Source organism: Pseudoalteromonas sp. SA25 (assembly GCF_011378705.1).
Taxonomy (GTDB): Bacteria; Pseudomonadota; Gammaproteobacteria; order Enterobacterales; family Alteromonadaceae; genus Pseudoalteromonas; species Pseudoalteromonas arctica.
On the sequence record NZ_WTKV01000010.1, the window covers coordinates 67,111 to 91,554 of the forward strand.

At 39.7% G+C, this 24,444-nt stretch carries 15 protein-coding genes; 2 read left to right on the plus strand and 13 right to left on the minus strand.

The features are described 5' to 3' along the window. Positions 1-9: 9 nt before the first annotated feature. The 13 genes from GQR45_RS10175 to GQR45_RS10235 all read right to left on the minus strand — a co-directional run bounded on the left by GQR45_RS10175 (position 10) and on the right by GQR45_RS10235 (position 20,736). On the minus strand, positions 10-1,158 hold the full coding sequence (locus GQR45_RS10175; RefSeq protein ID WP_165725817.1) for a lactonase family protein: 1,149 nt from the start codon (positions 1,156-1,158) through the stop codon (positions 10-12). A gap of 14 nt (positions 1,159-1,172) precedes the next feature. Further along, positions 1,173-3,458: an FAD-dependent oxidoreductase gene (locus GQR45_RS10180; RefSeq protein WP_165725818.1), complete on the minus strand. Its 2,286-nt coding sequence runs from the start codon at positions 3,456-3,458 to the stop codon at positions 1,173-1,175. Continuing rightward, on the minus strand, positions 3,451-4,665 hold the full coding sequence (locus GQR45_RS10185; protein WP_165725819.1) for a glycoside hydrolase: 1,215 nt from the start codon (positions 4,663-4,665) through the stop codon (positions 3,451-3,453). The genes GQR45_RS10180 and GQR45_RS10185 overlap by 8 nt, the downstream gene beginning before the upstream one ends. After that, positions 4,655-6,340: a sodium:solute symporter family protein gene (locus GQR45_RS10190; RefSeq protein WP_165725820.1), complete on the minus strand. Its 1,686-nt coding sequence runs from the start codon at positions 6,338-6,340 to the stop codon at positions 4,655-4,657. The genes GQR45_RS10185 and GQR45_RS10190 overlap by 11 nt, the downstream gene beginning before the upstream one ends. A 4-nt stretch (positions 6,341-6,344) precedes the next feature. Next, complete coding sequence (locus tag GQR45_RS10195) at positions 6,345-7,619, minus strand: family 16 glycosylhydrolase (RefSeq protein ID WP_165725821.1); 1,275 nt, start codon at positions 7,617-7,619, stop codon at positions 6,345-6,347. A gap of 148 nt (positions 7,620-7,767) precedes the next feature. Beyond that, entirely contained in the window at positions 7,768-11,238 is a 3,471-nt protein-coding gene (locus tag GQR45_RS10200; RefSeq protein ID WP_007583005.1) for a TonB-dependent receptor, read from the minus strand. Between the two features lie 210 nt (positions 11,239-11,448). Further along, a complete protein-coding gene (locus GQR45_RS10205; protein ID WP_165725822.1) occupies positions 11,449-13,788 on the minus strand; it encodes an alkaline phosphatase D family protein in 2,340 nt (779 codons plus the stop codon). A 67-nt stretch (positions 13,789-13,855) separates the two neighbouring features. Next, complete coding sequence (gene galE, locus GQR45_RS10210) at positions 13,856-14,884, minus strand: UDP-glucose 4-epimerase GalE (RefSeq protein WP_165725823.1); 1,029 nt, start codon at positions 14,882-14,884, stop codon at positions 13,856-13,858. 10 nt (positions 14,885-14,894) lie between these two features. Then, complete coding sequence (gene galK / locus GQR45_RS10215; RefSeq protein WP_165725824.1) at positions 14,895-16,049, minus strand: galactokinase; 1,155 nt, start codon at positions 16,047-16,049, stop codon at positions 14,895-14,897. Next, positions 16,046-17,101 carry a UDP-glucose--hexose-1-phosphate uridylyltransferase gene (locus GQR45_RS10220; protein WP_165725825.1) on the minus strand — a complete coding sequence of 352 codons (1,056 nt, stop codon included), beginning with the start codon at positions 17,099-17,101 and terminating at the stop codon, positions 16,046-16,048. Before GQR45_RS10220 ends, galK begins: the two co-directional genes overlap by 4 nt. Before the next feature lie 12 nt (positions 17,102-17,113). After that, entirely contained in the window at positions 17,114-18,196 is a 1,083-nt protein-coding gene (locus GQR45_RS10225; protein WP_165725826.1) for a family 43 glycosylhydrolase, read from the minus strand. 9 nt (positions 18,197-18,205) lie between these two features. Further along, a complete protein-coding gene (locus GQR45_RS10230) occupies positions 18,206-19,144 on the minus strand; it encodes a sugar kinase (protein WP_165725827.1) in 939 nt (312 codons plus the stop codon). Continuing rightward, positions 19,141-20,736: an MFS transporter gene (locus GQR45_RS10235; RefSeq protein WP_007583098.1), complete on the minus strand. Its 1,596-nt coding sequence runs from the start codon at positions 20,734-20,736 to the stop codon at positions 19,141-19,143. Before GQR45_RS10235 ends, GQR45_RS10230 begins: the two co-directional genes overlap by 4 nt. 326 nt (positions 20,737-21,062) lie before the next feature. Between GQR45_RS10235 and GQR45_RS10240 the strand changes: the two genes are divergently transcribed. Next, positions 21,063-23,402, plus strand: a complete 2,340-nt coding sequence (locus GQR45_RS10240; RefSeq protein ID WP_165725828.1) for an agarase — start codon at positions 21,063-21,065, stop codon at positions 23,400-23,402. 172 nt (positions 23,403-23,574) lie between these two features. Then, the gene (locus GQR45_RS10245) at positions 23,575-24,189 is read left to right on the plus strand and encodes a GntR family transcriptional regulator (protein WP_007586156.1); all 615 of its coding nucleotides are present in this window, start codon (positions 23,575-23,577) and stop codon (positions 24,187-24,189) included. The last annotated feature ends 255 nt before the right edge of the window (positions 24,190-24,444 follow it).

The following is a 24,444-nucleotide window of genomic DNA, read 5'->3' on the forward strand; positions in this document are numbered from 1 at the left end:
ATCAGAGTCCTAATTGAAATAACTGACGTAAGATGGTGCGTCAATTTGCAATTGACTTTGAGTCGTAAATAACTTCCCAGATGCTAAATCACGCTTAATAATCACAACATTATTACTATATTGATTAGCCACTAATAACTGTTTTTGTGATTTTGAAAAATTAAAATCACGAGGATGTAAACCGCCACTTGAGACTTTATTAATTAATTGTAGTCGGGTTTCTGCCATTAATTGATAACCATAAATTGCATTCTCACCGCGCACAGCCACATAAACATGGCGACCATCCTCAGAAATACGAATTGCCGATGCAAGGTTTTGTTGCTCGTCAACTTTTGCGGGCATTATATTTGTTTTTGAAACGTGTAATAACGCACCATTTTGTAATATTTTGAAGATACTAATACTGTTACTCAATTCATTTAAGCTAAACACTAATTTTTTAGCCGGATGAAAAGCAAGATGGCGAGGCCCATCCCCCGGCGTTAATTCAATGCGGTGTACTGGCGTAAAATCACTTTTTAAGCTATCAAAAACAATAATCTCGTCTGTACCTAAATCCGTCAAATACAGATAGCCACTTTGCTTATCCCACCCCGAAAAATGTAAATGAGCACTTCGTTGTCTGGGCGTAATACTACTTCCTGTATTAGTAAATTGACCCCGTGATACTAATAATCCTGCCTTATTAATATTAAACAGTTCACTATTACCTGTCGTGTAATTTACAACAGCTAACTGCTGGCGATCATCCGAAATATTAATATGACATAGCCCTTTTCCTTCAATCGGGTACGTTTTAAGCTTTGTAAACGCGTTACTTTTCCAGTCATACACGTTAATAACAGATTTTTTATCAAGCCCTCTGCCAATGCTATACAATTTATTTATTGTCGGTTGCCAATTTAGATAGCTTGGATCGGTTGCCGATACAACGACGCGTTCGTTAATTAATAGATCATCACTTTCGTTATAAGAAACTAAATAAACGCCCTGATCAGGCTCATTTGTGTAGCTGCCGACTAAAAAATAATTAAGTCGAGATTGTTCATCGCTGATACTTTGACAACCACCAAGGCAAAAAATAAAGGATATAAGAACAAACAGCTGAGCGCACTTTTCAAGTCGTATATGTAATCCTGTTAGCCATAAACTCATTTATTCAATTCCCTTTACTTAATTTGAATTTCAAACAGTGCTGCAGGCACATTTTTAGATGGATGAGCGAATTCTAGAATCAAGTGTTGCGTTGTTATAGGCTCTACTAAATCGATTTTATTAATACTTTGATAATTACCCGTAACGTGTGCAATTACCTCACCAGAATCTGTTTTAATTGTATAGGTTTGCACACAATAAGGTACCTGGTCTTCGTTATGCTCCATTAATACGGTTTCTAACGCATGGTCAAAGTCACTATCAAAATAAAGAACTATTTGCCTCATCGTTACTTTTTCTGGCCATACTAACCTTAGGGTTGGCGATGGATCTGCTAAGTCAGCAACCCATGCATTCGTTTGTAGCCAAGGCCTCACAAAGCCGTTAATTACCTGCGTCGCTTGGTGATTATGAATGGCGGGAGATATACCGATTGCCAAATTTTGACCGTTTGGCCGCCGCGCTGGTGTCCAAAATTCAAACTCTTCAAGACCACTATTTTCAGGTACTGTTTGTTTGCCTTTATTTGATACCGCTTTGTGAACTTTATTGAACACAACCATAGTGCCCGTAATAAGCTGCTCTGTGGTAGCAAGCTCTATATCACTGTTTTGTAAAAAACAAATGAACCCGTACTGCATCTCTAAGCTGCAATCACTAAAATCAAACTCGAGCGTACTTTCGCCCGCCGTGACAGACAAACTGATAGTTTTACTTATAACATCTGGCGTATAGTTTTCATGCTTGATACTAGTGCGCAATTGACACGTTAACTCTGTCTCTTTATGAGCAAAAACCGTTATGCTAATTGTTGGTCCTTGGCCTTTTGCAAAAGCAACCAACTGTGCACACGATGAATCTAATTGCATTCTACTGCCGCTAGGTTGAAAACCATTGAACACTAATTCACTCGATGCAGTAATAGAGGCTTGGGCTGCTAAATTATTGTGCTTATATAAACGGATCCCAGGGATACTTTGGCCATTTAGATTCAGGTTTTGCTGTAACTGTGCTATGTGTTCTGGCTGTAATAGCTCTTTGGGTGTGATATTGAGTTTATTACACATAGCAGCAGCTGCCCCCACCGCTTGTCCGCCGTGTGCGCAGGTGATCATAACTCGTGTTGAACCAAACGCCATATGTGTTGCGCTGATTATTCGTCCTGCATAATATAAATTTTCTATATCACGGCTAACAAAGCAGCGGTACGGTATTTGGTAAACCCCTTTTGAATGATATTGAGAGCAAGGAGGTCGTTCGCTGTATATGCCTTCAGCGGGGTGAATATCAATCGCCCATCCACCAAAAGATACAGCATCATTGAACTGGGTTTGCTCAATAATATCTTGCTGTTTTATCATATATTCCCCTTCAAAGCGCCTGCTTTCGCGTTTGCCAGGAATTGTGCCTACCCATTCTAAAGTTAGATTTTCGACATCATCAAACCTGCTGCTATTTTTTATATAGTCCCAAATTCCGTAAACGAGTTTCCAAAGCTCCCATTTAATATCCTCAGTTTCATAAATAGTATCGCGTATTCCGCCAAATTCTATCCACCAAAACTTACAACCAGAGTCACTTCCGGCAATATCTTTACAGCGAGGTATCGCCTCTATTTGTTCATACGAGTAAGCAAAATCAGGAGCTTTGTAACTAATAGGCTGATCCATTTTTTTACTGTAGAAAAATAATGTATGGCCAAGTAACTCCATGTTCTCTTCATCAGATGCTAACAGCTCACCAAACTCTGCTTTTGATTCAGCACCAATTCTGAACCCCGCTCCAGCATTAAACGCAACAAGGCCATCGCCGGTCGCATCACAAAATATCGGCGCACTAATAATGTAATGAGTAGAATTTTGACTGCAAAATGCCTCTACACTGGCAATCTTAGTGCTGTGTTGTTTATTTACATCAACCACAGAGGTATTTAACAACAAGGTAATATTTTTTTCGGCAATCACTTTGTCGAGCAAAATGGTATCGAAAATTAATGGGTTACCGTGTCTGTTTAACTTAAGATTGTCCAGCATGATCTCATCAATAACCCCACCCTCGCGTGACCAGCGATTATTGTTGCCCATATGCGATGTTGCCCCCAACGCCCATAATCTTACTTCGCTTGACGCATTACCACCGAGTACGGGACGATCTTGAATTAACACAACCTTGCTACCCGCTCGCGCCGCACTGATTGCTGCACATGTACCTGCTAAACCACCACCGGCAACAACAAACTGAGTATTTAATTGTTGTTTCTTGTTTTCGCGTGCAGCTTCATTAAAGTTTTGCTTAATCATAACTCTTGATCTCTTTTTCTTGTTTTTGATATGAGCGTTTATTTTTTAATTCTGGGCTTAATGACTGCGCAAAATAAACACTAGGCTGGTGAGGTACATCCGTAACTTTTAATTCTTTTTCAAGCTCATTTACCATTAAACTACAATCAAATCTGGCTAAAAAACTGTGTTTATTGCGCGCTTGTTTGTCTGAAAAGTGGCACAAGCCCCACTCAATCCCGTTTGATTTGCTTTCACAGTCAAATGCATTGGCAACATAAGGACCTGCTGCAATTGGCATGAGGGATGTCACCGCGGCAATCGAAAAGTTCACCCCATCAGGTGAATATTGAATGGTGTTACTTTCATTGCCATTTCTGATAGTAAAAGCAGCTATTCCTGATTTAAACGGAAAATAAGTAGTTTCGTGGCCTGAGTTTAAAATAGGGTTCAGAGGGTGTTTATCAAAAGGCCCAAAAGGATTATTCGCGGTTGCCAAGCCATTACCCACTAAGTAATCGGGTCTATCTCCGTAGGCGGCTTTATAGTATAAATGTATTTTTCCGTTATAAATTAATAAATAAGGGTCATGAATCGAGAATTGATCCCAACTTCCCGGCTCACCATTTTCAATAATAACCTCGCCATGTGGCAACCACGGTCCATCTGGCGTATCGGCAACTGATAGTGTTACCGGACAATGATCACCTTTCTTACCGCTAGCTTCATTAAAGGCTTGATAATAAAGATAATATTTATTTTCATAAATCAAGATATCTGGTGTACTAACCGAGCGCCAACCTAACTGCGGGTGCTTGGGCCTAGTGACGGCGATACCTTGTTCAACCCAGTCAAATCCATTAATACTGATGGCATAGCCAATTTCGGATAAATCCCAATCAGTGGAGGGAGTCAACTCATTACAGCGCTGCGCCCCTTTTGGTGGGAATTGAGTGCACCGTTTTGTGTACCAAACATAATAAAGACCATCAACTTTGATAATTTTAGATGGGTCGCGTCTTGAAATAGTCCCATCATTATTATGATAGCTAAACCCAGTGAGCTCAGTGTACTTAAAGCTAGTAAATAAAGGGTTGTCTTCCGGACGAGGGGTTAAATAATTGTCATACAACCTCGACATTGCTGCACTCAATTCTCGTGCTGGTTTTTTAGCTGGAATAACCCATGGGTAACTTTGCTGCTTTAATTTGTTATTGCTATTGCTCATTGATACGTACCTTTACTGCCTTACTTCTAAACTTAAAAACTAAAACACCCCCTAATATAAAAATGCCACTGCTTATTACTGTTATTTCGATTTTTCCAGTAGTTGCAATTGCGGCCAACGAAAGCATAATCGCGCCAGTAGAGAGAATACCAAACCCTAAAACTCGAATACCATGATTGTTATCCGCACTTTTTTCTGGAGTTATTAATTCGGCCGTCGGTTTAATTTGGCTTAATTCGACTAAGTAGTTTTCATAACACGCAGGTGTTTTTCTTTGTGCTCTTAAGTACAACTCAAATACCGTCAGCATCAATACAGGAAATAACACCCCCATCATCATCTCCTGCGCTCTATCTAAGCTAAAATCAAATAACCAAGGACTCACAAACTTAAAAAAAGCATTCACCAGTAAACTAAAAATAGTGGTTATTAAAATCGTTTTCCCAGTTTGATAACGAGAAAAAAGCAACCAAATGGGTGGCAAAAACAACGGTCCACCAGTGAGCGCAGCCATGGTCATTACCACTTCAACTACACCACCAAGTAAGGGAATTAGTAACGCAACAATAATCGTAATTAGACCGAGTACGCCAGTTGCAATTCGACCGACCTTGACTAGCGTAGCTTGGGAAGCATCTGGTTTTATATTTTTATATATGTCATTACTGATAACACCTGCGGCGATGTTTAAAGACGTGTTAATTGAGCTTGATGTCGCAAATACCATCCCTGCTAGCATTAATCCAAGCATCCCTACTGGCAATACTTCTTTGCACATTTGCAAATAAGCCCCTTCACTTTCAAACCCAACTAGATTGGGGTTCATCGTTCGGTAAATCATCGGGGCTAACATCCAAACTACTGGGCAAATAAGATAAAGAATCGCAAATAGTCCCCCAACCTTTTTTGCATCCTTTGGTGTTTTCACACTGGTGAAGCGTTGAATATAAGACCAGTTACCAGCAATAAAAAATAAGTTATAGAGCCCAAAGGCAAAGATAAACTCCCATGAATACTCATCATTTACTAAGCTAAAAAAATCATCAGGTGCTTTGTCGATAAAGTTCTCAATGCCGCCAATCGCCTCAAATGATAGCGGTACCACAATTAATACCGCTGCAGTGAGGACCACAAATTGCAAAATGTCGGTAATTATCACCGCCCATAAACCGCCAACAGCGGTATAGGCTAAGATCAATAGTCCTAAAATGATGACGGTATATTCAAGAGATAAACCCGTAGCGACTTCAACTATTTTTGCCACTGGATATAAAAAAGCACCAGTCGAAAAGCTCGCAATTAAGAGAAAAATATAGGTATAAGTTCTTTGTACATTTAAGCCAAGGCGCTGCTTAATAAATTCGGCTGCGGTTAATACACCGGTTTTCTGCCATTTAGGCGCAATAAATAAAGCAATCAACACCCCTGCTAAACACATAGTCCATTGAATAGTAATCGCCACCCAGCCATGCTTATATGCAATAGCTCCCCATACAACAAATGTACCTGCCGAGAAGAAACTCATAAACAGTGACAACCCACTCATCCACCAAGGTAGCGCACCTCCCGCAGAGAAAAAGCTTTTCATATTCTTTCCAGCAGCAGAAAAACTTAAGCCACACCCAATGATCAATAAAGAAAATATAACGACTACACTCATATCAATAATATGCATAGCCTTAGTCCTCGCTATTTTCTTTTCGGGTGTAGTACCTAACCCAATCTATCGCCATGCTGGTACCATCAATATCATCACTTACAGGACCTGCAATCGCCGCTTTTAAAATAGCTAAACTAAATAACATCGTTGTTTCACTAAAGCAGACATCATTTCTCATTGTGTAATAGAGTTCACCGTCAAAATAAAAATTAAAGTAATCTTTATCCCATTCAAGTCCATAGGTATGAAACTCTTTTGAAAAATCAGCAACGTCAGCGGCATTATATGAGGTGATTTTTTGCCAATTCTCTCCATCGTGATACTCGATGTTGTAATCGGAAATTAAATTGCGATAAGCACCTTTATCAACACCATGCTCTTGCAGCCAACCATTAATAAATTGAATAGCGCCAATTTCATGCGACTTATCCCAACTGAGTTCTAAAAACTTTTCACCATGTTTTTCTGACACCCAGCGTGTTTGCGGATTACCATCAATAGCAAAAGACTCTTCTGATATTAACTTATTAAATAACCCATTCGTCTTTATAGAAACATCGTCAGCTTGCGCTAAATTACTTATATTCTTTATTTTTTCTTCGTCAAATGCATCAGGGTATTGAGCGCTAGGCGCAAAGACTCTAAATTCAGAAATATGAAGAGACGTAGGATTAGTCGATGTTAATCGTATTTTTTTAGTTTTAACTGGCTTGTTAAACTCAACAGTGTGATCAGGCTTGCCGATTAAAGTGTGGTGTAACTGGTTATCACTGTGAGTAACACGGCCATTTGGTAGTGTATAAGTATCGGTCCAGTTATGTACGTTGGTATTAATTATATTAGGGAAATGGCCTTCATTAATATCAATCTCGCATGCCTTTAAGCCATCTTTAATCCCTTGTTTTGGCCAAAACCAAAATGAGTTATTCGTGCCATAGGCACCGGCATATTTAAAGCGAGCTTCAAAGTAGCCATAATGAAATGAGCGTTTTGACCAAATATTACCTGTCGTCCAGTCTTGGCCACCTCGAGGTTCTTTCTTCGCTAATAAGTGCAGTATTCCGTCTTTAACTTGTGCATTATCGCGCCAGCGACTACTTAATACCCATGGGTTTTCTGTCGGCCCATTTTGAGAGACCCAGTTTTTATCTAATTCAGCATTCGCATAATTAAACTCATCATTCCACTGTAATTGCCATGTTGAGGAGTCAAGTTCGCGTGGTTGATCAGCACCGGCAAAAAACGATGTGACAACTATTGTTGCCAGCGTACATTTAGAAAATACTTTAAACATGTTTTACCCTTTATTGTTGTTTTATCTAACGAGTTATAAGTTTTATTTCATGCTAGGTATTGTCTTGAGAAATCAAAATGACACAATTTTTATTAAAAAAATAAAAAAGCCCGCAGAAATGCTGCGGGCTTTTTATTAGATTAAAAATTTAGAAATTAATACGGGTATTAAGTCTCAATGTCCGGCCTGTTTTATATGCGTAAACAGTACGTGATTTAGTTGCATCGCCTTCAAGCGGGCTGCCTTCAGAAAACGTTTGGCCACCAGCATTTAAGAAACGACTGGTAAAGTATTGTCTTACGCCTTCATCAGTTACGTTAGCTACCTGTAACGATACAGTCATGTAGTTATTTACTTTATAACTTGCAGAAAAATCGAGTGTTTTACGTCCTTCTTCCCACAGCGATCCGTTTTCCCATGAGCGTTGTACAAGTTGATCTGTAGTGCCTTGATACGCTAAACGAATTTGGTGTCCGTCTTTTTCCCAAAAACCTGTTACGTTGTAGCTGTGCTCTGGTGTATACGCTACCGCTAATGAAGGTAGTTTTACGCTGTCATCAATAGATGATACTTCTTGATCGTACTTACTGTCTTGAAATGTATAGTTAGCCTGCAAGCCGAGGCCCGACCAAATACCAGGTAAGTTATCGTAGGTCTGCATATATTGAAGCTCTAACCCTTTAATACTTGCCCCTTTACCATTTTTAATTCGGGTGGTGTTAAATTTGGCACACATTTGCTCTAAGTCGCCCGAATACATCCACTCTTTTTGATAATCCTGGCCACCTTGAAAACGCTTAGGCATACATTTTTCTAAGCTATCTTGGCCTGCAATAAGTACTAAATCGTCTGGGTTATAAGATTCGCCCTCTTCGAGTCCCACTCCACGTAGGTCATCCATGTAGGTAACAATCGTTTCAGACTCTTCAAAGTTTGTCATGTCTTTATAAAATAATGATGCTGCTAATAATCCCGAATCGTTGAAATACCATTCATATGATAAATCAAGGTTTATTGATTCAAGTGGATCGAGTTTAGGATTGGTAAGCGTAATTGAGTTGTTACGGTTTTCACCGCCCCATTGTGTTTCTCTTACTTTAAAACCAGGACGTAGTGAATCTATTTGTGGACGAGCCATTGTTTTAGATGCTGCAAAACGAATAATGGTGTCTTCACTTTGCAAGTAGTTAATATTGATACTGGGTAAAAACAAATCGTAGTCGTGCTCACCAGTTACTGCAAACGAGCGTAAGCTTCTGTCTTCTGTTGGTAATAAGTTTCCATTTGCATCAAATTTACGCTCGCCATATATCCAGTTTTTTTCGGTTGATACATCAGAATGGCGCCATAACCACCACTCAGATTCATTTGGATTACCACGTACAGCGTTAGGATCATGACACGCGCCTTGAGCAGGAATAGCCACATCGTCTGATTTATCAATAGTGCCTTTTGTGTCGTAGCCTAGACCATCGGTTCTCGACCAGCGTATTTCTTCGTTGTAATCTGCACCATAAAATTGCGTTGCAGCACACAGTGGTAAGCTAGTATCACGCAACTCTGCTAATTTAAATGGGTCCATTAAACGAGCATTATTTGAAGGGTCAAATGCAAACTGTACACCCGATGCACCTTGCACTTCTACAGTCGTTTTTACATAACGCACACCCACATCACCTGTAACACGTCCATCTGCTAATTCGAAATTTAGCTTGGTGTAAAATGCTAAGTTATCTAGCTCTGTATTGCGTGTGTTTGAATCGTCTGTGGCAAAAGCAACTTCTGGACTCCCTAAAGCTACTTCAAATGCTTTAAAAGCCGAAAATCGATTCCACCCGTCGGTTACATTGTCGCGGCCATAACCTAAATCAGCCATAAAATCGTCAACAGGAAACCCTTCACCGTCGGTTATTAAATCACCAGAAATATCTCTTAAACCGCTACCAAGTACTGCAGGTTGGCCTGTTGCAGGGTTTATAACTACAACCCCCTCGCCTACACTATTAAAGGCTCCTTGCTGAGCATCTACATATTTTGTACGTTTTGACCATTTTGCACCAAATTCAATTGAGCGTACATAGCTTGTGTCAAGCACGTAATCAAAATCGACAAAGAGCGACTTTTGTTCATCTTCGACTTCGTTGAGGGTTCTGCCCATGTACGATAAATGCTGCGCTTTTAGCTCATCCGGATTAAATCCCGTGGTGCTGTAGTTATCCCATAGATTTGTTGGGTCACCAAAAGTGTCGTTTTCGCCGTAATCAATTAAGCCGGTGCCTGTAACTAATTTACACGGACCGCCTGCTGTACAGTCATAACCAACAGGCTCCATATCCTCTGGTGGCACATTTACTAAGCTCCATGCACTAATATTGGCAAAATTTTGCAGTGCAACGTACACTGAGTTTTCTGGTATTTGCTGCGTTTTAGAGTACCCAACGCCTGCTTCCATCGAAAATGAGTCACTAAAACCGTGATTCATATCAAGTGAGTAAACTTGGTTTTTATTTTCAAATTCACCTTCTGACTGCACTAAACCACCGTTACCAAAGCGGTTAATAAACTTAGTAAATGTATTCGTTTTTAAATCGATTGTACGCCAGCTAGCTTCAGGATCAGTAAATTTAGCTGTCACGCCGGAAAGGCCTGGGTCTTCACCTTCAACTAAGTTTTTAGTTTCCATTGAGCGCGTATTAATACCATGCATTGAGTTATTAACGTCTTGTTTTGCAAGGTTTGCGTTAAAGTTAAACTCTGTGTTTTCACTTGCTCGCCACTGCAAACCTAAGTTAATACTGGTGCGGTCATTTTGACTATCAAAAAGCTGATAATTAACTAAACGAGGTGTAATACCTACCGCATTTTCAACAACGTTGCCATTTGTATCTGTTGCTAAAGGCGACTGAACTGCTGTCCACTCTGTAGCAGAGTATTGGTCTTTTCGGTATTCGTTAGTCTCTTTAACTGCAGTAAAAACCACGCCAAAGGTATCGTCAAAAAGCTTTTTCGACATCGTACCCGATATTTTATAATTTTCTTTATCAGATAAATCGTTGTACCTGCCTTCTAAAGTCATAGTGGAAATTTCATAATTTAAATCAAGCGGCTTTGTAGTCGAAAGATTGATATTTGCGCCTAGCGAACCCTCTTCATGATCTGCACTCGGTGTTTTTACCACTTCAATTTTAGATAAAATATCGGATGAATACTGCGATAAGTCTACGCCTTGGCTAAAACCTGTAGAACCTAATTGCACACCATTCATGCTAATATTGTTTTGTTGTGAGTTAGCACCACGCACAGATATTCGTGCACCTTCACCATCAACGGATTGTACTGATACACCAGTTACACGCGAAAGCGCATCAGCAATATTTTGATCGGTAGACTTACCTATATCTTCCGCGTTAATCGAATCAACAACGTTTTCAGCAAAACGCTTATCATTAATAGATTTTTTGAGACTGGCGGCTAACCCGCTGACTTCAATTATTTCAATATCGGCTTCTACTTTCGGTTTTTCTTGTGTGCTTTCGTCTTGCTTGGCATAAACCAATTGTGTTGCAAGTACTGCAGCTGTAATCGCGCTCAACTTGAACGCTTTGTTGATGATTGTCATGTGTGTTCCCTTTCTAAGGTATTATTATGTTGTCAGGTTAATCTTTTGTAAACAATAATATAATAACCAAACAATTGTCAACTGTATTTTGTTAACAATATTTATTTGATTATAAAAAAGCAACTTAATGCGTAAGCATTAAATTGCTCTTAAGTAACAGTGTTAAAGTAAATATTTACACAGAGTTTATCGTCAATAGTTCTAGCCTAATCAAAATTCTTTTATATACGGCCAACCAGTAAACTGCTTTTCTGTTGATGGATCTGTATTCCACTCCCAGCACTCTAATTGATAATATTTTTTTGCATGGTTTATTTTAATAATTCCATAACCTTCACTTTTTAAGTTTCTGTCAGCTAAAAACTTACCCCACGTTGTATTTTGTTTAGCAAAAAGTTTATGCGTAACTTTTGGGTTAGCTGCCGCTAGAACTCGCATTTTATTGCCAAACGTGTCGGTAAAATCACCGGTGTTTTTGTCGTTGTTTCGCTGATTTGGTAAAGGTGCGTAGGGTTCAAACCATCGCTGCCAAAATGCTGCGCTAGCTGGGCCTGCAAAAAACAAGCTGCCATCATCAAAAGTATTGATTCCTTGATAGGCAAGCAATCCGAGGTGTTGATCTCCCGCAATTACTAATGCGTTAGCGTCACTTACTAGTTTTACTGCGCGTGTACGCCCATCAGCCGGGTAGCCATTTGCATCGTAATCTATTAATGCTTTGCCATTTTCATCGGTTTGAGGCGACCCCCACATGGAAGCTGTAATACATATTTTAGGTTTACCCGGGTGCATAGTTTGCCAGTCTTTTAAAAAGGCTTCTTGGCGTTTACCTAATAACTCACCCGTTGTGGCAAGCTTATTCGCTTTGTAGTCAGGTGGCGTTTTAAATTTACGATCCTCAACCATCGCAAAACTAATACCGCCATATTCAAATGCAGCATAACTAACCGGAATATCGTATTTTATCGGTGTGGGATCGTAAGGGTCCGGATTATGCCCATTTTGCATACGGTAGATCATTCTAACAAGGTCTTTGTCCCACTTATAACCGCCGTCTTCCTCTTTTAGCATATCGGAGTGATCGCCACCATCGCCCCACAAGTTACCTTGCAGCACATCATGGTCATCAACTAAAACAAGTGTAGGCTTATCTTTTATACTATCGGCAAACGCCCAGTACCATAAGTACCATTTATATAAGGTATCTAGTTTGGCATCTTTGGTGTGGCGACCATAGCGAGTCGGGTATGTTTCGTAGTACTGATCGCCACAAAAGACATACATATCAGGGTTATGGTAATCAGCATTTTCTACAAGTTCAGTGTGAGGAAATAAAATATTGTCTTTGGTGTAACGTCCTAAATCGCGCTCGCTACTAATAAGGCGTGTGTAATGTGTGTTGTCTAAGCTTTTAGACGTAGGAATAATACAAGAGTACAATGCAATCGTAAATTCTTTACTATTTTGTGGGTCCTTAGCAATAGTTCCAGAATATAAAGTGTCATCAGGCTTTTGTGGGTTAACAATTCTGTATTGAGCTTGTTTTAAATAATCCCAATTACTTAATCTAAACCTTGCTACAAAACCATCTTCAATTTTTGCTGTACCTGCATATTGCCAATCCGATTGGTTTTCAAACTGATATTGCAGCTCCACGCGTGAGAACTTTTTAATATTAATAGGCATTAACTGACAAGATAGCTTGAGTACCTGCTGATTAACGCTATACATACACCCCATAACGGGGCCTAAGGTATTGGCATTATTTAGAGTTATTTTACCTCCACCGGTTTCAATATCACTAAACCCCCAACGAGCGCCTGCTACAAAAGGCTCTGAGGAGCTTAATAACGAAATACCTCCTTGCAGTTGATCTGCGGGGACTTTGTGAAGTACTGCAAATCCTAACTCCTGGGCAGTATTTGTGTTACTTGCCACAAGACGAATATCAAAATGGTTTGCATCTATTGGGTCTAAATGGCAATCGAGTGTTATTTTATCGCCGCTTTTATATTGTTGTATATTAAATGGAGTACGATTAATAATAGTAAAATCAAGGGCTTTGCTTTCATCATCAAACTGTCTAAATGATAATTTACCTAAACTGTCAAAGGCCGCAATTATTCCGCCATTTTCGCCACCAGCTCGCTGCGCTAAAGCAGCACCTTTAGCGGTTAGCTCACCTTTACCAATCCCTAATAAAAATCCACAAAAGCCTTTTTCGTTCGGCGTTAAATTACGTACGGTGGCTTTTATACGCCCACTTTGTAAAGAGCTATTAAGCTGCCTAGTGAGTAACGATACGGTACGCGCTTCAAAATCTTTTTCTTCTCGAGTACATAAAAGCTCATTACCTATGCGTTGCCAGTCTTGGAGTCTGTTCCCCCAAAAATGCTTACCGAGCCACACTTGCTTGCTTAAATTTGTATTATCTAATGGTGCAGTTGAGGTTAAGTCACCTCGGTATGAAGCAAATAAGCCGCTGCAACCACCTAACATACTTGAACTTAGTAGGCCGGCGCTGAGTTTTAAAAAACCTCTGCGTTTCATTTTAGTCACCTTTATTATTGTGTGTTAATAAGACGCCTTGTGTAGACAGTGTTTTTACGTAAGGGGGTTATACATTTGGGTAGCCATTAGGGTTATTACTTTGCCAGCGCCACGTGTCTTTCATCATGTCTGCAAGGGTATACTTACATTGCCAGCCTAGAACACCCTGAGCTTTAGATGAATCAGCCCAAAAAGCAGCTAAGTCGCCATCACGGCGCTTTACAATGTCAAAGTTAATATCAACTCCGGTATACTCAATAAATGCTTTTACTATGCCAAGCACAGAATAAGGAGTACCAGTGCCTAAGTTAAATGCTTCATATAAGCTGTGGTGTTGCTCGCCAAGCCATTTAAGGGCTTTAATATGACCATTGGCTAAATCACTAACGTGTATGTAGTCACGCTCACATGTACCGTCTTGAGTAGGGTAATCGCCTCCATAAATGGCTAATTTGTCACGTTTACCTACAGCAACTTGAGCAATAAAGGGCATTAAATTGTTAGGAATACCTAATGGATCTTCCCCTATTTGGCCGCTAACATCTGCGCCAATAGGATTAAAGTAGCGTAAGCTTGCTACTTGCAAACCAGTATTTGAGGCTACTATTTCTTGTAGTATTTGCTCAATCATTACCTTTGTTTGCCCATACGGGCTTGCTGCACGCCCTAGAGGTAAACTTTCGGTATAAGGCACCGATGCGCCTTGTCCATAAACTGTAGCTGATGAGCTAAACACGAGTTTATCAACATTATATTTAAGCATGCATTGGCATAAATTTAAGGTCGACACCAAGTTGGTATAATAATACTCAAGTGGTTTTTCTATGGATTCGCCTACCGCTTTTAAACCTGCAAAGTGAATAACCGAATCAAATTTATGCTCGCTAAACGTGGCAGACAACTTATCGTTATCAAGTAAACTGGCGTGAATAAATTCAACTTTTCGCTTTGATAACGCTTCTACGCGAGTTAGCGATTCACGACTCGAGTTACTTAAATCGTCTATTACTACTACGTCAAAACCATCTTTTAATAAGCTTAAAACAGTGTGGCTGCCAACATATCCCGCGCCTCCTGTTACCAGTACTTTTTTCATTAAATTGTCCTTATGCTCTTATAAGTGATACACCAGCTGAAGGTACGCTTGTGTAAATCGTTTCTTTTAATCCTGTTTGTTGCTCGTACTGCGTTTCAATAGCACTAATTACATTCTCTACCAAAAAATTAGGAACAAACGCCACTACACAACCACCAAAGCCACCGCCCGTCATTCTTACGCCGCCGTGTTCGTTAATTACTTTTGCGATAATATTAACAAGAGTGTCGATTTGGGAGGTGGTTATTTCGAACAAATCCCGCATAGAAGCATGGCTTTGTGCCATTAGTGTGCTTAGTTTGGCGATATCGTTATTAGTAAAAGCTTGCATAGCTTCTAATGTGCGCACATTTTCATACACTATATGCTCAACACGTTTAGCTACACTTGGGTCAAGGGTATGCTTTTTACTTTCGTACTCACTAATACTTACTTCCCGCAAGCTCGGTTTAGACAAGGCTTCTGCTCCTGCATAACATTGTTCTCGGCGTAAATTATATTCACTATCTAGCAAGCCACGTTTAACGTTTGAGTTAACCATTAAAATGGTCATCTTTGGGTCAATACTCACTTCAATTAAATCAAGTGAGCGGCAATCTATACCCAATGCTTGTCCTTGCTGACCACACGCCGATATAAGCTGATCCATAATGCCACAGTTGCAGCCCACAAAATTGTTTTCGGCTGCTTGTGCAATTTTGGCTATGTCTTTTCGCTCAATAAACAGTTCGCATAAGTGATTAAATGCATAAGCAATACCTACCTCAAGTGCAGCCGATGAGCTCAGACCAGCTCCTTGCGGGACATTACCTGTGATGCATATATCGCAGCCACTGAGTTTATGATTTCGTTTTTGCAGTTCATCAACTACGCCGCGAACATAATTACTCCACGTTTGCGTACTGTGGCTATTAAGCGGTTTATTTACTAAAAAGTTGTCGGTTTGGTTATCGCAATCAAGTGCAAGTACATTTACTACATCGTCAGTTCGAGGGGACACCGCAATGTAAGTAGCGTATTCAATGGCACAAGGCAGTACAAAACCGTCATTGTAATCGGTGTGCTCACCAATTAAATTAACACGCCCTGGGGCTTTGACAACAAAGTCGGCATCGCGTCCAAAGTGGTTTGAAAAAGCTAACCGTGCGCTTTGTTCAACATTCATTTAGTGCTCTCTTTATAATGCGTTAGTGATTGTTTCTTCAAAATAGTGGCAGCTTGCTCTGGCGTTATATCGCGCTGTACTTCGGCCATCATCTCGTAACCAACCATAAATTTTTTAACACTGGCTGATCGTAGTAATGGCGGTAAAAACTGCGCATGTAATTGCCAAAATAAGTGGCTTTGACCATCATAAGGCGCGCCATGCCAGCCCATAGAGTAAGGGAACGAGCACTGAAACAAGTTGTCGTAACGAGTTGTTATATTTTTAATAATTTCAGCTAGAGTACTTTGTTGAGCGTCTGTCAGCTCTATCATTTGAGTAACCGCAAACCGAGGTAATAGCAGTGTTTCAAATGGCCATGCAGCCCAATAAGGAACAACCACAAGCCAATCATCGTTTACACATACTACGCGTTCATTTAATTCCATCTCACGTTTTGCGTAATCGAGCAATAAACTACTGCCATACTGTTTATAATAGTTACTAAGGTTTGTATGTTTACGTGCAACCAAACTCGGTAATTTATTTTGTGCCCAAATTTGACCATGTGGATGCGGGTTAGAGCATCCCATTACAGCGCCTTTATTTTCAAATACCTGAACCCAGTTGTAAGTTTTTGATAACTCTTGGCATTGCTCTTGCCATGTGCTTACTACATTTGTAATTTGCGAAACACTGAGCTCTGGTAGTGTTTTTGCATGATTAGGCGAAAAACAAATAACACGCGCAGTGCCACGCTCTGTGTGCATACTAAATAGGGGATCGGTTTGCTCCACATCAGGCACACCTTCACGCAAGGCGGCAAAGTCATTAGTAAACACAAAGGTGTTTTTGTAATCTGGATTTACTTCGCCGTTAATACGCGTATTGCCTTTACATAAAAAGCAGCTTTCGTCGTATTCTGGTTTAACCTCAATATCTACACTTTCTTCTTGACCTTGCCATGGGCGTTTAGCCCTGTGTGGCGACACCAACACATATTCATTTAATAATGGGTTTAAACGCCGATGTGGATGCTCTGTCGGGTCAAATTGATTTTGTTGCTCACTCATTGTTTACTTTCCCTAGTTACTGTTTTGAAAGGTACCGGCGTCGAGCACTTGCTTACGAGGAGTAAAACGACAAATATAGTTCCAGTTCCAACTGGCATCGTATTTATGGCACAATCCCCAGCTAATTCCAGGTGCTGGATTTTGCTCAAACCCTTGCGCTGGTCGATATAAGCCTATCGCTTCTGGACCGCCTTTTATATGCGCCATAATCTCAAAATTAATACCGTCCTGAGCAAATTGAATGGTGTTTTTTTCAGGGCCATCGGTTGTTAGCAAACTAGCAATACCACCTTTGTAATTCCAAACGACGACCTCATGACCGCTATTAGAAATAGGATTGTAAGGCGATTTAACATAAGGCCCTAATACATCATCAGCAATAGCAACACCGTGTTTAATTTCACGACCACCAAAGTTCATTCCCTCACCTTGGGTCTCACCTTTGTAATACAAGTAAAATTTATTATTAAAAAATACTAAACATGGGTCGTGTACTTTATGGCTATCAAAACTACCTTTAACTGTTACTGCAAAACGACTGTCTTCATCACCAAGCCATTGACCATCTTTACTTGGGCTAACAATAGGTTCAGGTGATTTAATCCAAGGACCAAAAGGGGTATCGCAATGCGCTATAGCAATATGCTCATATTGGCGATTGGTATACGGTGTTTGTACCGTTTGATACACCAAGTAATACTTACCTTGATGCGCAAATACTTCAGGGGTAAAAATAGCGCGATCGTCATAGTTACCAGCGTCACCTCGACTCACAGCGACCCCTTGCTCTTGCCACGTTATGCTATCTTTTGACGTTGCATGCCAAACTTGCGTTAAATCCCAAGGAAACACTTTTGCACTTGAGTCTTGTGCATTAAAACCAACCGTTTCCCCCTCACCTTTGGTGTACCAACAATGGTAAACACCATCAATGTATAAAACAGATGAAGGATCGCGACGTATAACTCCTTCTTCATAGGCAAAATCGCCCAGCAACGGTTCTACATCAAATTCTGTAAGCCACTGCGGGCCATATTTGTCGTAGCCACGCTCTATTGCACGCTTACTTGCTAAACTTAATTTTTTATCAGACATGTTAATTCCTTACTTACCTAGGCTTATATTTAGCGACTGGTATACGTCAAGAGGTAAAATCGCGCCTTGATGTTGCACAACTTGTGAGGCAACACTGTCAGCCATTTCTAATGCATTTTGAGGGGTTTGTGCGCACATTCTGGCGGCTAAGTAGGTTCCGGCAAATGAGTCGCCAGCCGCTGTACTGTCAACTTGCTTTGCAGCGGGTGTAAACGGACATGACGCTTTAAGATCATCTTTGCAATAAACCTGCATCCCGGCACTACCAGCTTTAATAACAATTTCGTCGATATCAAATTGTGTACAGTACTTAACAATCTCTGCACTGCTTGAATGACCGAATAACACACGGTGATCATCAAGACCTGGTAAAACTACATTACTAAGCGCATAAGCACGCTCTAGCCATTCAATAGCGTGGCTTTTTGATTGCCACATACGCGCGCGATAATTAGGGTCGAACGCAATTGTGCAGCCTTGTTTTTTAAGATCAGCTAATAATGTGAGTAAACCTTGTTTAGATTCATCATCTAAAATACCTAAACTAATGCCACTGAAAAACACCCAGTCTGATTCTTTCAAACCTAAATTAAATGGCTTTTGAGTATATAAACTCATCATATGCTTCGCTGCTGATTGATTACGCCAATAATCAAAGCTTCGCTCACCATCAGCATCCGTTGAAATAGCGTAAATACCCACGTTATAGTCTGCTGTTGTAATCACGTTTTGCGTGTTAATACCTTCTTGTTGCCAACATTTGAGCATATTGGCACTCAGTACGTCGCTACCTACAGCTGTAAATAGCGCGCAATTTAGTGTGTTTGCAAAACGCTTTGCATACACAAGAGCATTGTAAGTATCGCCCGCAAAAGACTGCTTGCATTCGCTAATACCTGTTGGTACTAGCTCGACCATACATTCACCAATAGCGAGTAAAGTACTCACACACCCTCCTGTACTTTTTTAGTGTGTAGGCCTTCTAAGTAGACTTCAATTTCTTCTATCGATTTATTTTTAGTCTCTGGCATAAACTTAAATAGCAATGCAAAGCCGGCAACACCCGATACGGTATAAAGTAAAAAGATGTTTGCAGCGCCTAAATTACTTAGCTGCCATGGGAAAAACTGCTGAACAAAATAGCTAATTACACTGGCAATAAATGCGAAGGTAGGAATGGCCACACCTCGAATACGAGTCGGGAATATTTCAGAAAATATCACCCACATAATTGGCCCAATCGAAAAGTGAAAGGCTGCAATAAAGCCCGCTATACCAAATGATATAAGTGGCGCGTTTATAGTTGCTGCGCGTGAAATTAAATCGCTTTCAAATAATTGCTGTTGCGAAGCAGTAAGTACGCTCGCTAGTGCTTGCTTAAATTCAATATCACTGTGATACACAGTACCAATTATGTGCTCCAGTCCTGTAATAGAGTTTAACGCTGAAAACGAGGCTATATCTTCAGCCGACAAACTATACTCTGCCTGGCTAAAACCTAAATAACACATAAACAAACTAATTGTTGCAGCTGCTAACCCCCAAATAACAAGGGGTCTGCGCCCTAACTTATCTATCAAAGCAATAGCTACCACAGTAAATACAATACTGACTAAACCAATTAAAACAGCGTTAAAAAAAGCAGCATCAGTGCCGACTCCCAGTTGTTCAAACACCGTCGGAGCATAAAACATTATGGCGTTAATCCCCGTCACTTGCTGCACAATAGCAATAGTAAAAGCAATAATGACAGCGGCGCGAACACGACTTTCGAGTAGTTGTTTAAATGAAGAAAAATACCCACCTGTTTCGCTGTAATCAACCAAGCTCTCTTTAATACTCTTAAGTTGCTCTTGGGCCAATTCAGTATTTTTATTTAAACGATGCAAGATAGTTATAGCGCGTGTTTCGTTGCCTTTCATAACTAACCAACGCGGGCTTTGAGGAATAGTAAATAATAATAAAAACCATAAAATAGCAGGAATAATCTCAACGCCTAGCATCCAGCGCCATAAATTATCTTGTACATTCCACTGTGTTACCCACTCAAAATTACTGTGAGCTAAATCAACAAGTAAGTAGTTAGCAAAATACGCTGCGGATAATCCAACAACAATATTTATTTGAATCATAGACACTAATTTACCACGGTACTTAGACGGTGCAACTTCGCCTATATACATAGCAGCGACCGATAAAGACGTGAATGCTAATCCACCTATAAAACGAGCAGCAACTAATAGCTCGTAACTTGGCGCGAAAACCGATGCAATTGCCGACAGTATGTATATAAACGCAATGCCTATTAAAGTATTTTTTCGGCCAAACATATTGCATATGTAACCGGTAATGACTAAAGCAAATAGCACACCAAAACCAGGCGCACTCACTACAGTGCCTATTTGAATGTCTGATAAATTGAATTCTGCCGATACAAAACGAACCGTACCTGAAATAAGAGCAGCGTCTAATCCAAATATAAAGCCGCCAAAGGCGACAATAAATGCAAAGAAAAACACATTACGTTTACTACCATTCATACTTCTATCCAACTTTGTTGTTATCATTGTGTGTTGCTTTATATAGAGAATAAAGCGAGTGCTAGTGTCAAAACCCAACATTGTTAACAATTAACCATGAGTAATGACTTCGAGACTATTTCAAAATTAACGCACTTGCAACATCTATTTTAAGAAATCATGCTTTAACTTAAATTCTTTTACAATTAACATTAAAAATTAGTTAAACAAAATCAAAAGTTTATTATAAATGACACACAAAAACACAAATTGCACATTGTCAACAATATTCAATTTTGTTTTTTTGTTGTATGGTATGTTAAATTGTAATTAAAGGTTGAACAGCAATGAAATATAAAAAGAACATACTACTCACATCGCTCTTGCTTGCGCTAAGTGCCTGTAACCAACAAGAAATCAAGGTTGAAAAACCAACCAATGAGCCTATAGAGGTTAATTCAGCAGATACATTAATGTATTTATTTACTGATGCTGCACACACACAGCTAACCCCAGTTCAATACAAAAGTAATGCAGCCACTGTAAAGGCAGAAAACTCTGTATTAGATGTGACATTTCAATCTAAGAAAAATTCGTACGCCAGTATTGTTTTTTCACCGGAAAAACCTTGGGATTGGAGTGAATTTAGTGATTTTAATCTCGCCTTTGAATTGGCAAACCCAGGAACACACTCTGTACAAATTTATTTAGATATCTCCGATATTGACGGTGCTAACTATACGCGTAGCGTTAATGTGCCAGTAGGTGGATACAACACGTATTACGCAAAACTTGACGGCCACGACCTTGCAACGCCCGATGGCAAAGAAAATGTAGAACTTAACTTTACCTCAGGACTTCGTTCAAACCCTGATACATGGGAGTCTGATGAGGTACAGTTTATTTCTATGTGGGGTAAAAAAAATCTTAACTTAAAAGGCATCGCTAAAATAGCAATTAGCGTGCAAAGTACATTGCATGACAAAGAGCTGGCAATAAAATCTATTTCACTTCGTAAAAACCCTCAATTTAATACTGCTTTTTTAACCAAGATTGTTGATGAATTTGGCCAAAATGCAAAACAAGAATTTTCAGGGAAGGTACATTCAGAAGCCGAGCTATTGAGCGACAAAAAACAAGAAGCAGCACAGTTACTTTCTAAACGCCCAACTAATCGCTCACGCTTTGGTGGCTGGGCAGAAGGTCCAAAATTAGAAGCTACTGGTTATTTTAGAACGGCTAAATATAATGATAAATGGTCATTAGTCGACCCTGATGGCTATTTATACCTTGCAACTGGAATTGATATTATTCGTCTTGCAAACTCAACAACACTAACGGGTTACGATTTTGATCAAGCGTTGTTGGCTAAACCAGCTAATGCAGGTGTAACACCTGAGGATTCAAAAGGGTTAAACCAAGTAAATAAAGAAGCGCTTAAAAGCCGCTTTGTAGCGTCACAAGTGCGTAAAAATTTATTTGAATGGCTACCTGATTATACCGATCCACTCGGTAAACATTTTGGCTATCGTAAAAGTGCGCATTCGGGTCCGTTAGAACACGGCGAAACATATAGCTTTTACGCAGCTAATTTAGAACGTAAATATGGTCAAAATAATGCAGATTACATGCAAAAATGGCGAGAAGTTACCCTCGATAGAATGATTACATGGGGCTTTAGTTCATTAGGCAACTGGACAGATCCAAGCTACTACGATAATCAAAAAGTGCCCTACTTTGCCAATGGTTGGATTATCGGTGACTTTAAAACCGTATCAAGCGGAAACGATTTTTGGGGAGCCATGCCGGATGTATTCGACCCTGAATTTACAGTGCGTGCTAACGAAACCGTTAGTGTTGTTGCGAAAGAAGTTAAAAATTCGCCTTGGGCAGTAGGTGTATTCATTGATAACGAAAAAAGCTTTGGCCGCCCTGATTCTGTTAAAAGCCATTATGGTATTGTAATAAACACATTAGGCCGTGATGCTAAAACAGTGCCTACTAAAGCTGAATTTTCTCGCTTAATGAAAGAAAAATATACTGATGTCGCTAAACTTAATAAGGTATGGCACTTAAACTTAGCCTCATGGGTTGAGTTTGACAAAGGTGTAACGGTTGATATAAAAAATGAAGAGCAGCTTGTCGATTTTTCTATATTACTCACCGCCTATGCTGATAAGTACTTTAGTGTGGTAAATGCCGCTATGGATAAATACCTACCAAATCATATGTATTTAGGTGCGCGTTTTCCTGATTGGGGCATGCCTATAGAAGTTGTTAAAGCCTCGGCTAAATATGTTGATGTAATAAGTTTTAACGCATACAAAGAAGGTCTAAGGGATGACAAGTGGGCGTTTTTATCACAATTTGACAAACCCGCTATAATTGGTGAGTTTCATGTTGGTTCATCTGATTCAGGATTATTTCATCCTGGGTTAATACATGCTGCTAATCAACAAGACAGAGCAAATATGTATACCGATTATATGAACTCAGTGATCGACAACCCCTACTTTATAGGTGCTCATTGGTTTCAGTATATAGATTCTCCGATTACAGGCAGAGCTTACGATGGCGAAAATTATAATGTAGGCTTTATAAGTGTCACTGATAGACCCTACATTGAAATGATTGAAGCCGCTAAAGCGATGAATGAGTCTATGTATGAGCGACGATTTAAAAAATAATTGCACATTCATCATTTAATTGTATATTTATTGGTCTGTTGTAATGTGTTAACAATAGACCATTCCTTTTTTTTTATATACACTGAGATAAGTACATGATCTTAACTTGAATAACGACTATTTATTAACCGTAGCTAAGGTCACATAAAGTAAATTAAATCTAGGAATAAATATGGCTGGTAACAGAGCAACAAAAATTTTGTCTGTAAAAGATCAAATCGCTGAACAATTACGTTCAGATATAATCTCTGGTGAAATGCCACCACAAACTAAGTTAAATGAAAAAGAGCTGGCAGAGCGCTTTGGTCTCTCCAGAGGTCCAATTCGAGATGTGATTTTGCAATTAACAAAAGAAGGTCTGTTGATTTCGCGAAATAATTGCGGCGCATCAGTCAACAGCGTACTAGAGCCTAAGCTACAACGTTTAATGATTAAACTTCGTCGCAGCATAGAAGAGTACGCAATCACAGAGTTAAACGGTAATTTAACTGAGCAAAACATTGCTGAACTTGAAGGTATCTTAGCATCTCTAGAAGACGCACTCGATCGCGAAGATTATACCGAAGTAACTAAAATCGATATTTCGTTTCATCAGTATTTAATATACCAAGCTGGGGGCGAAGAGCTGGTAAATATTTGGTATCCGTATGTCATGCGTATGCGTTTAAACTACAAACGTATTACCTCAAGCTCTGAGTGTGTTAATGAGCATCGCGCTATTTTAGAAGCACTTAAAGCTCAAGATAGCGCCGCAGCAGTTAAGGCTGTAAAACATAATATCAAGTAACTACTTTCGAAGTCATTTTGATACTCCGTTATATAAACTAGCGGTTATGAAGTCATAAGGGCATGTTGATCTTTGTGGATTGAAATTTGTTCAATCTAGGAGCCGATTTAATCGCGGCCCGAGATTTGTAGTCTAGTGGGCTACCGAGCAAAACCTCCGCATCCAGCTCACGCCCCTTACCATCATCCATGTAGGTAAGAAAGAGTAAATCGCCCTAGTTTATATAAATTTCAGTTATAAAAAACTACCCTCTAT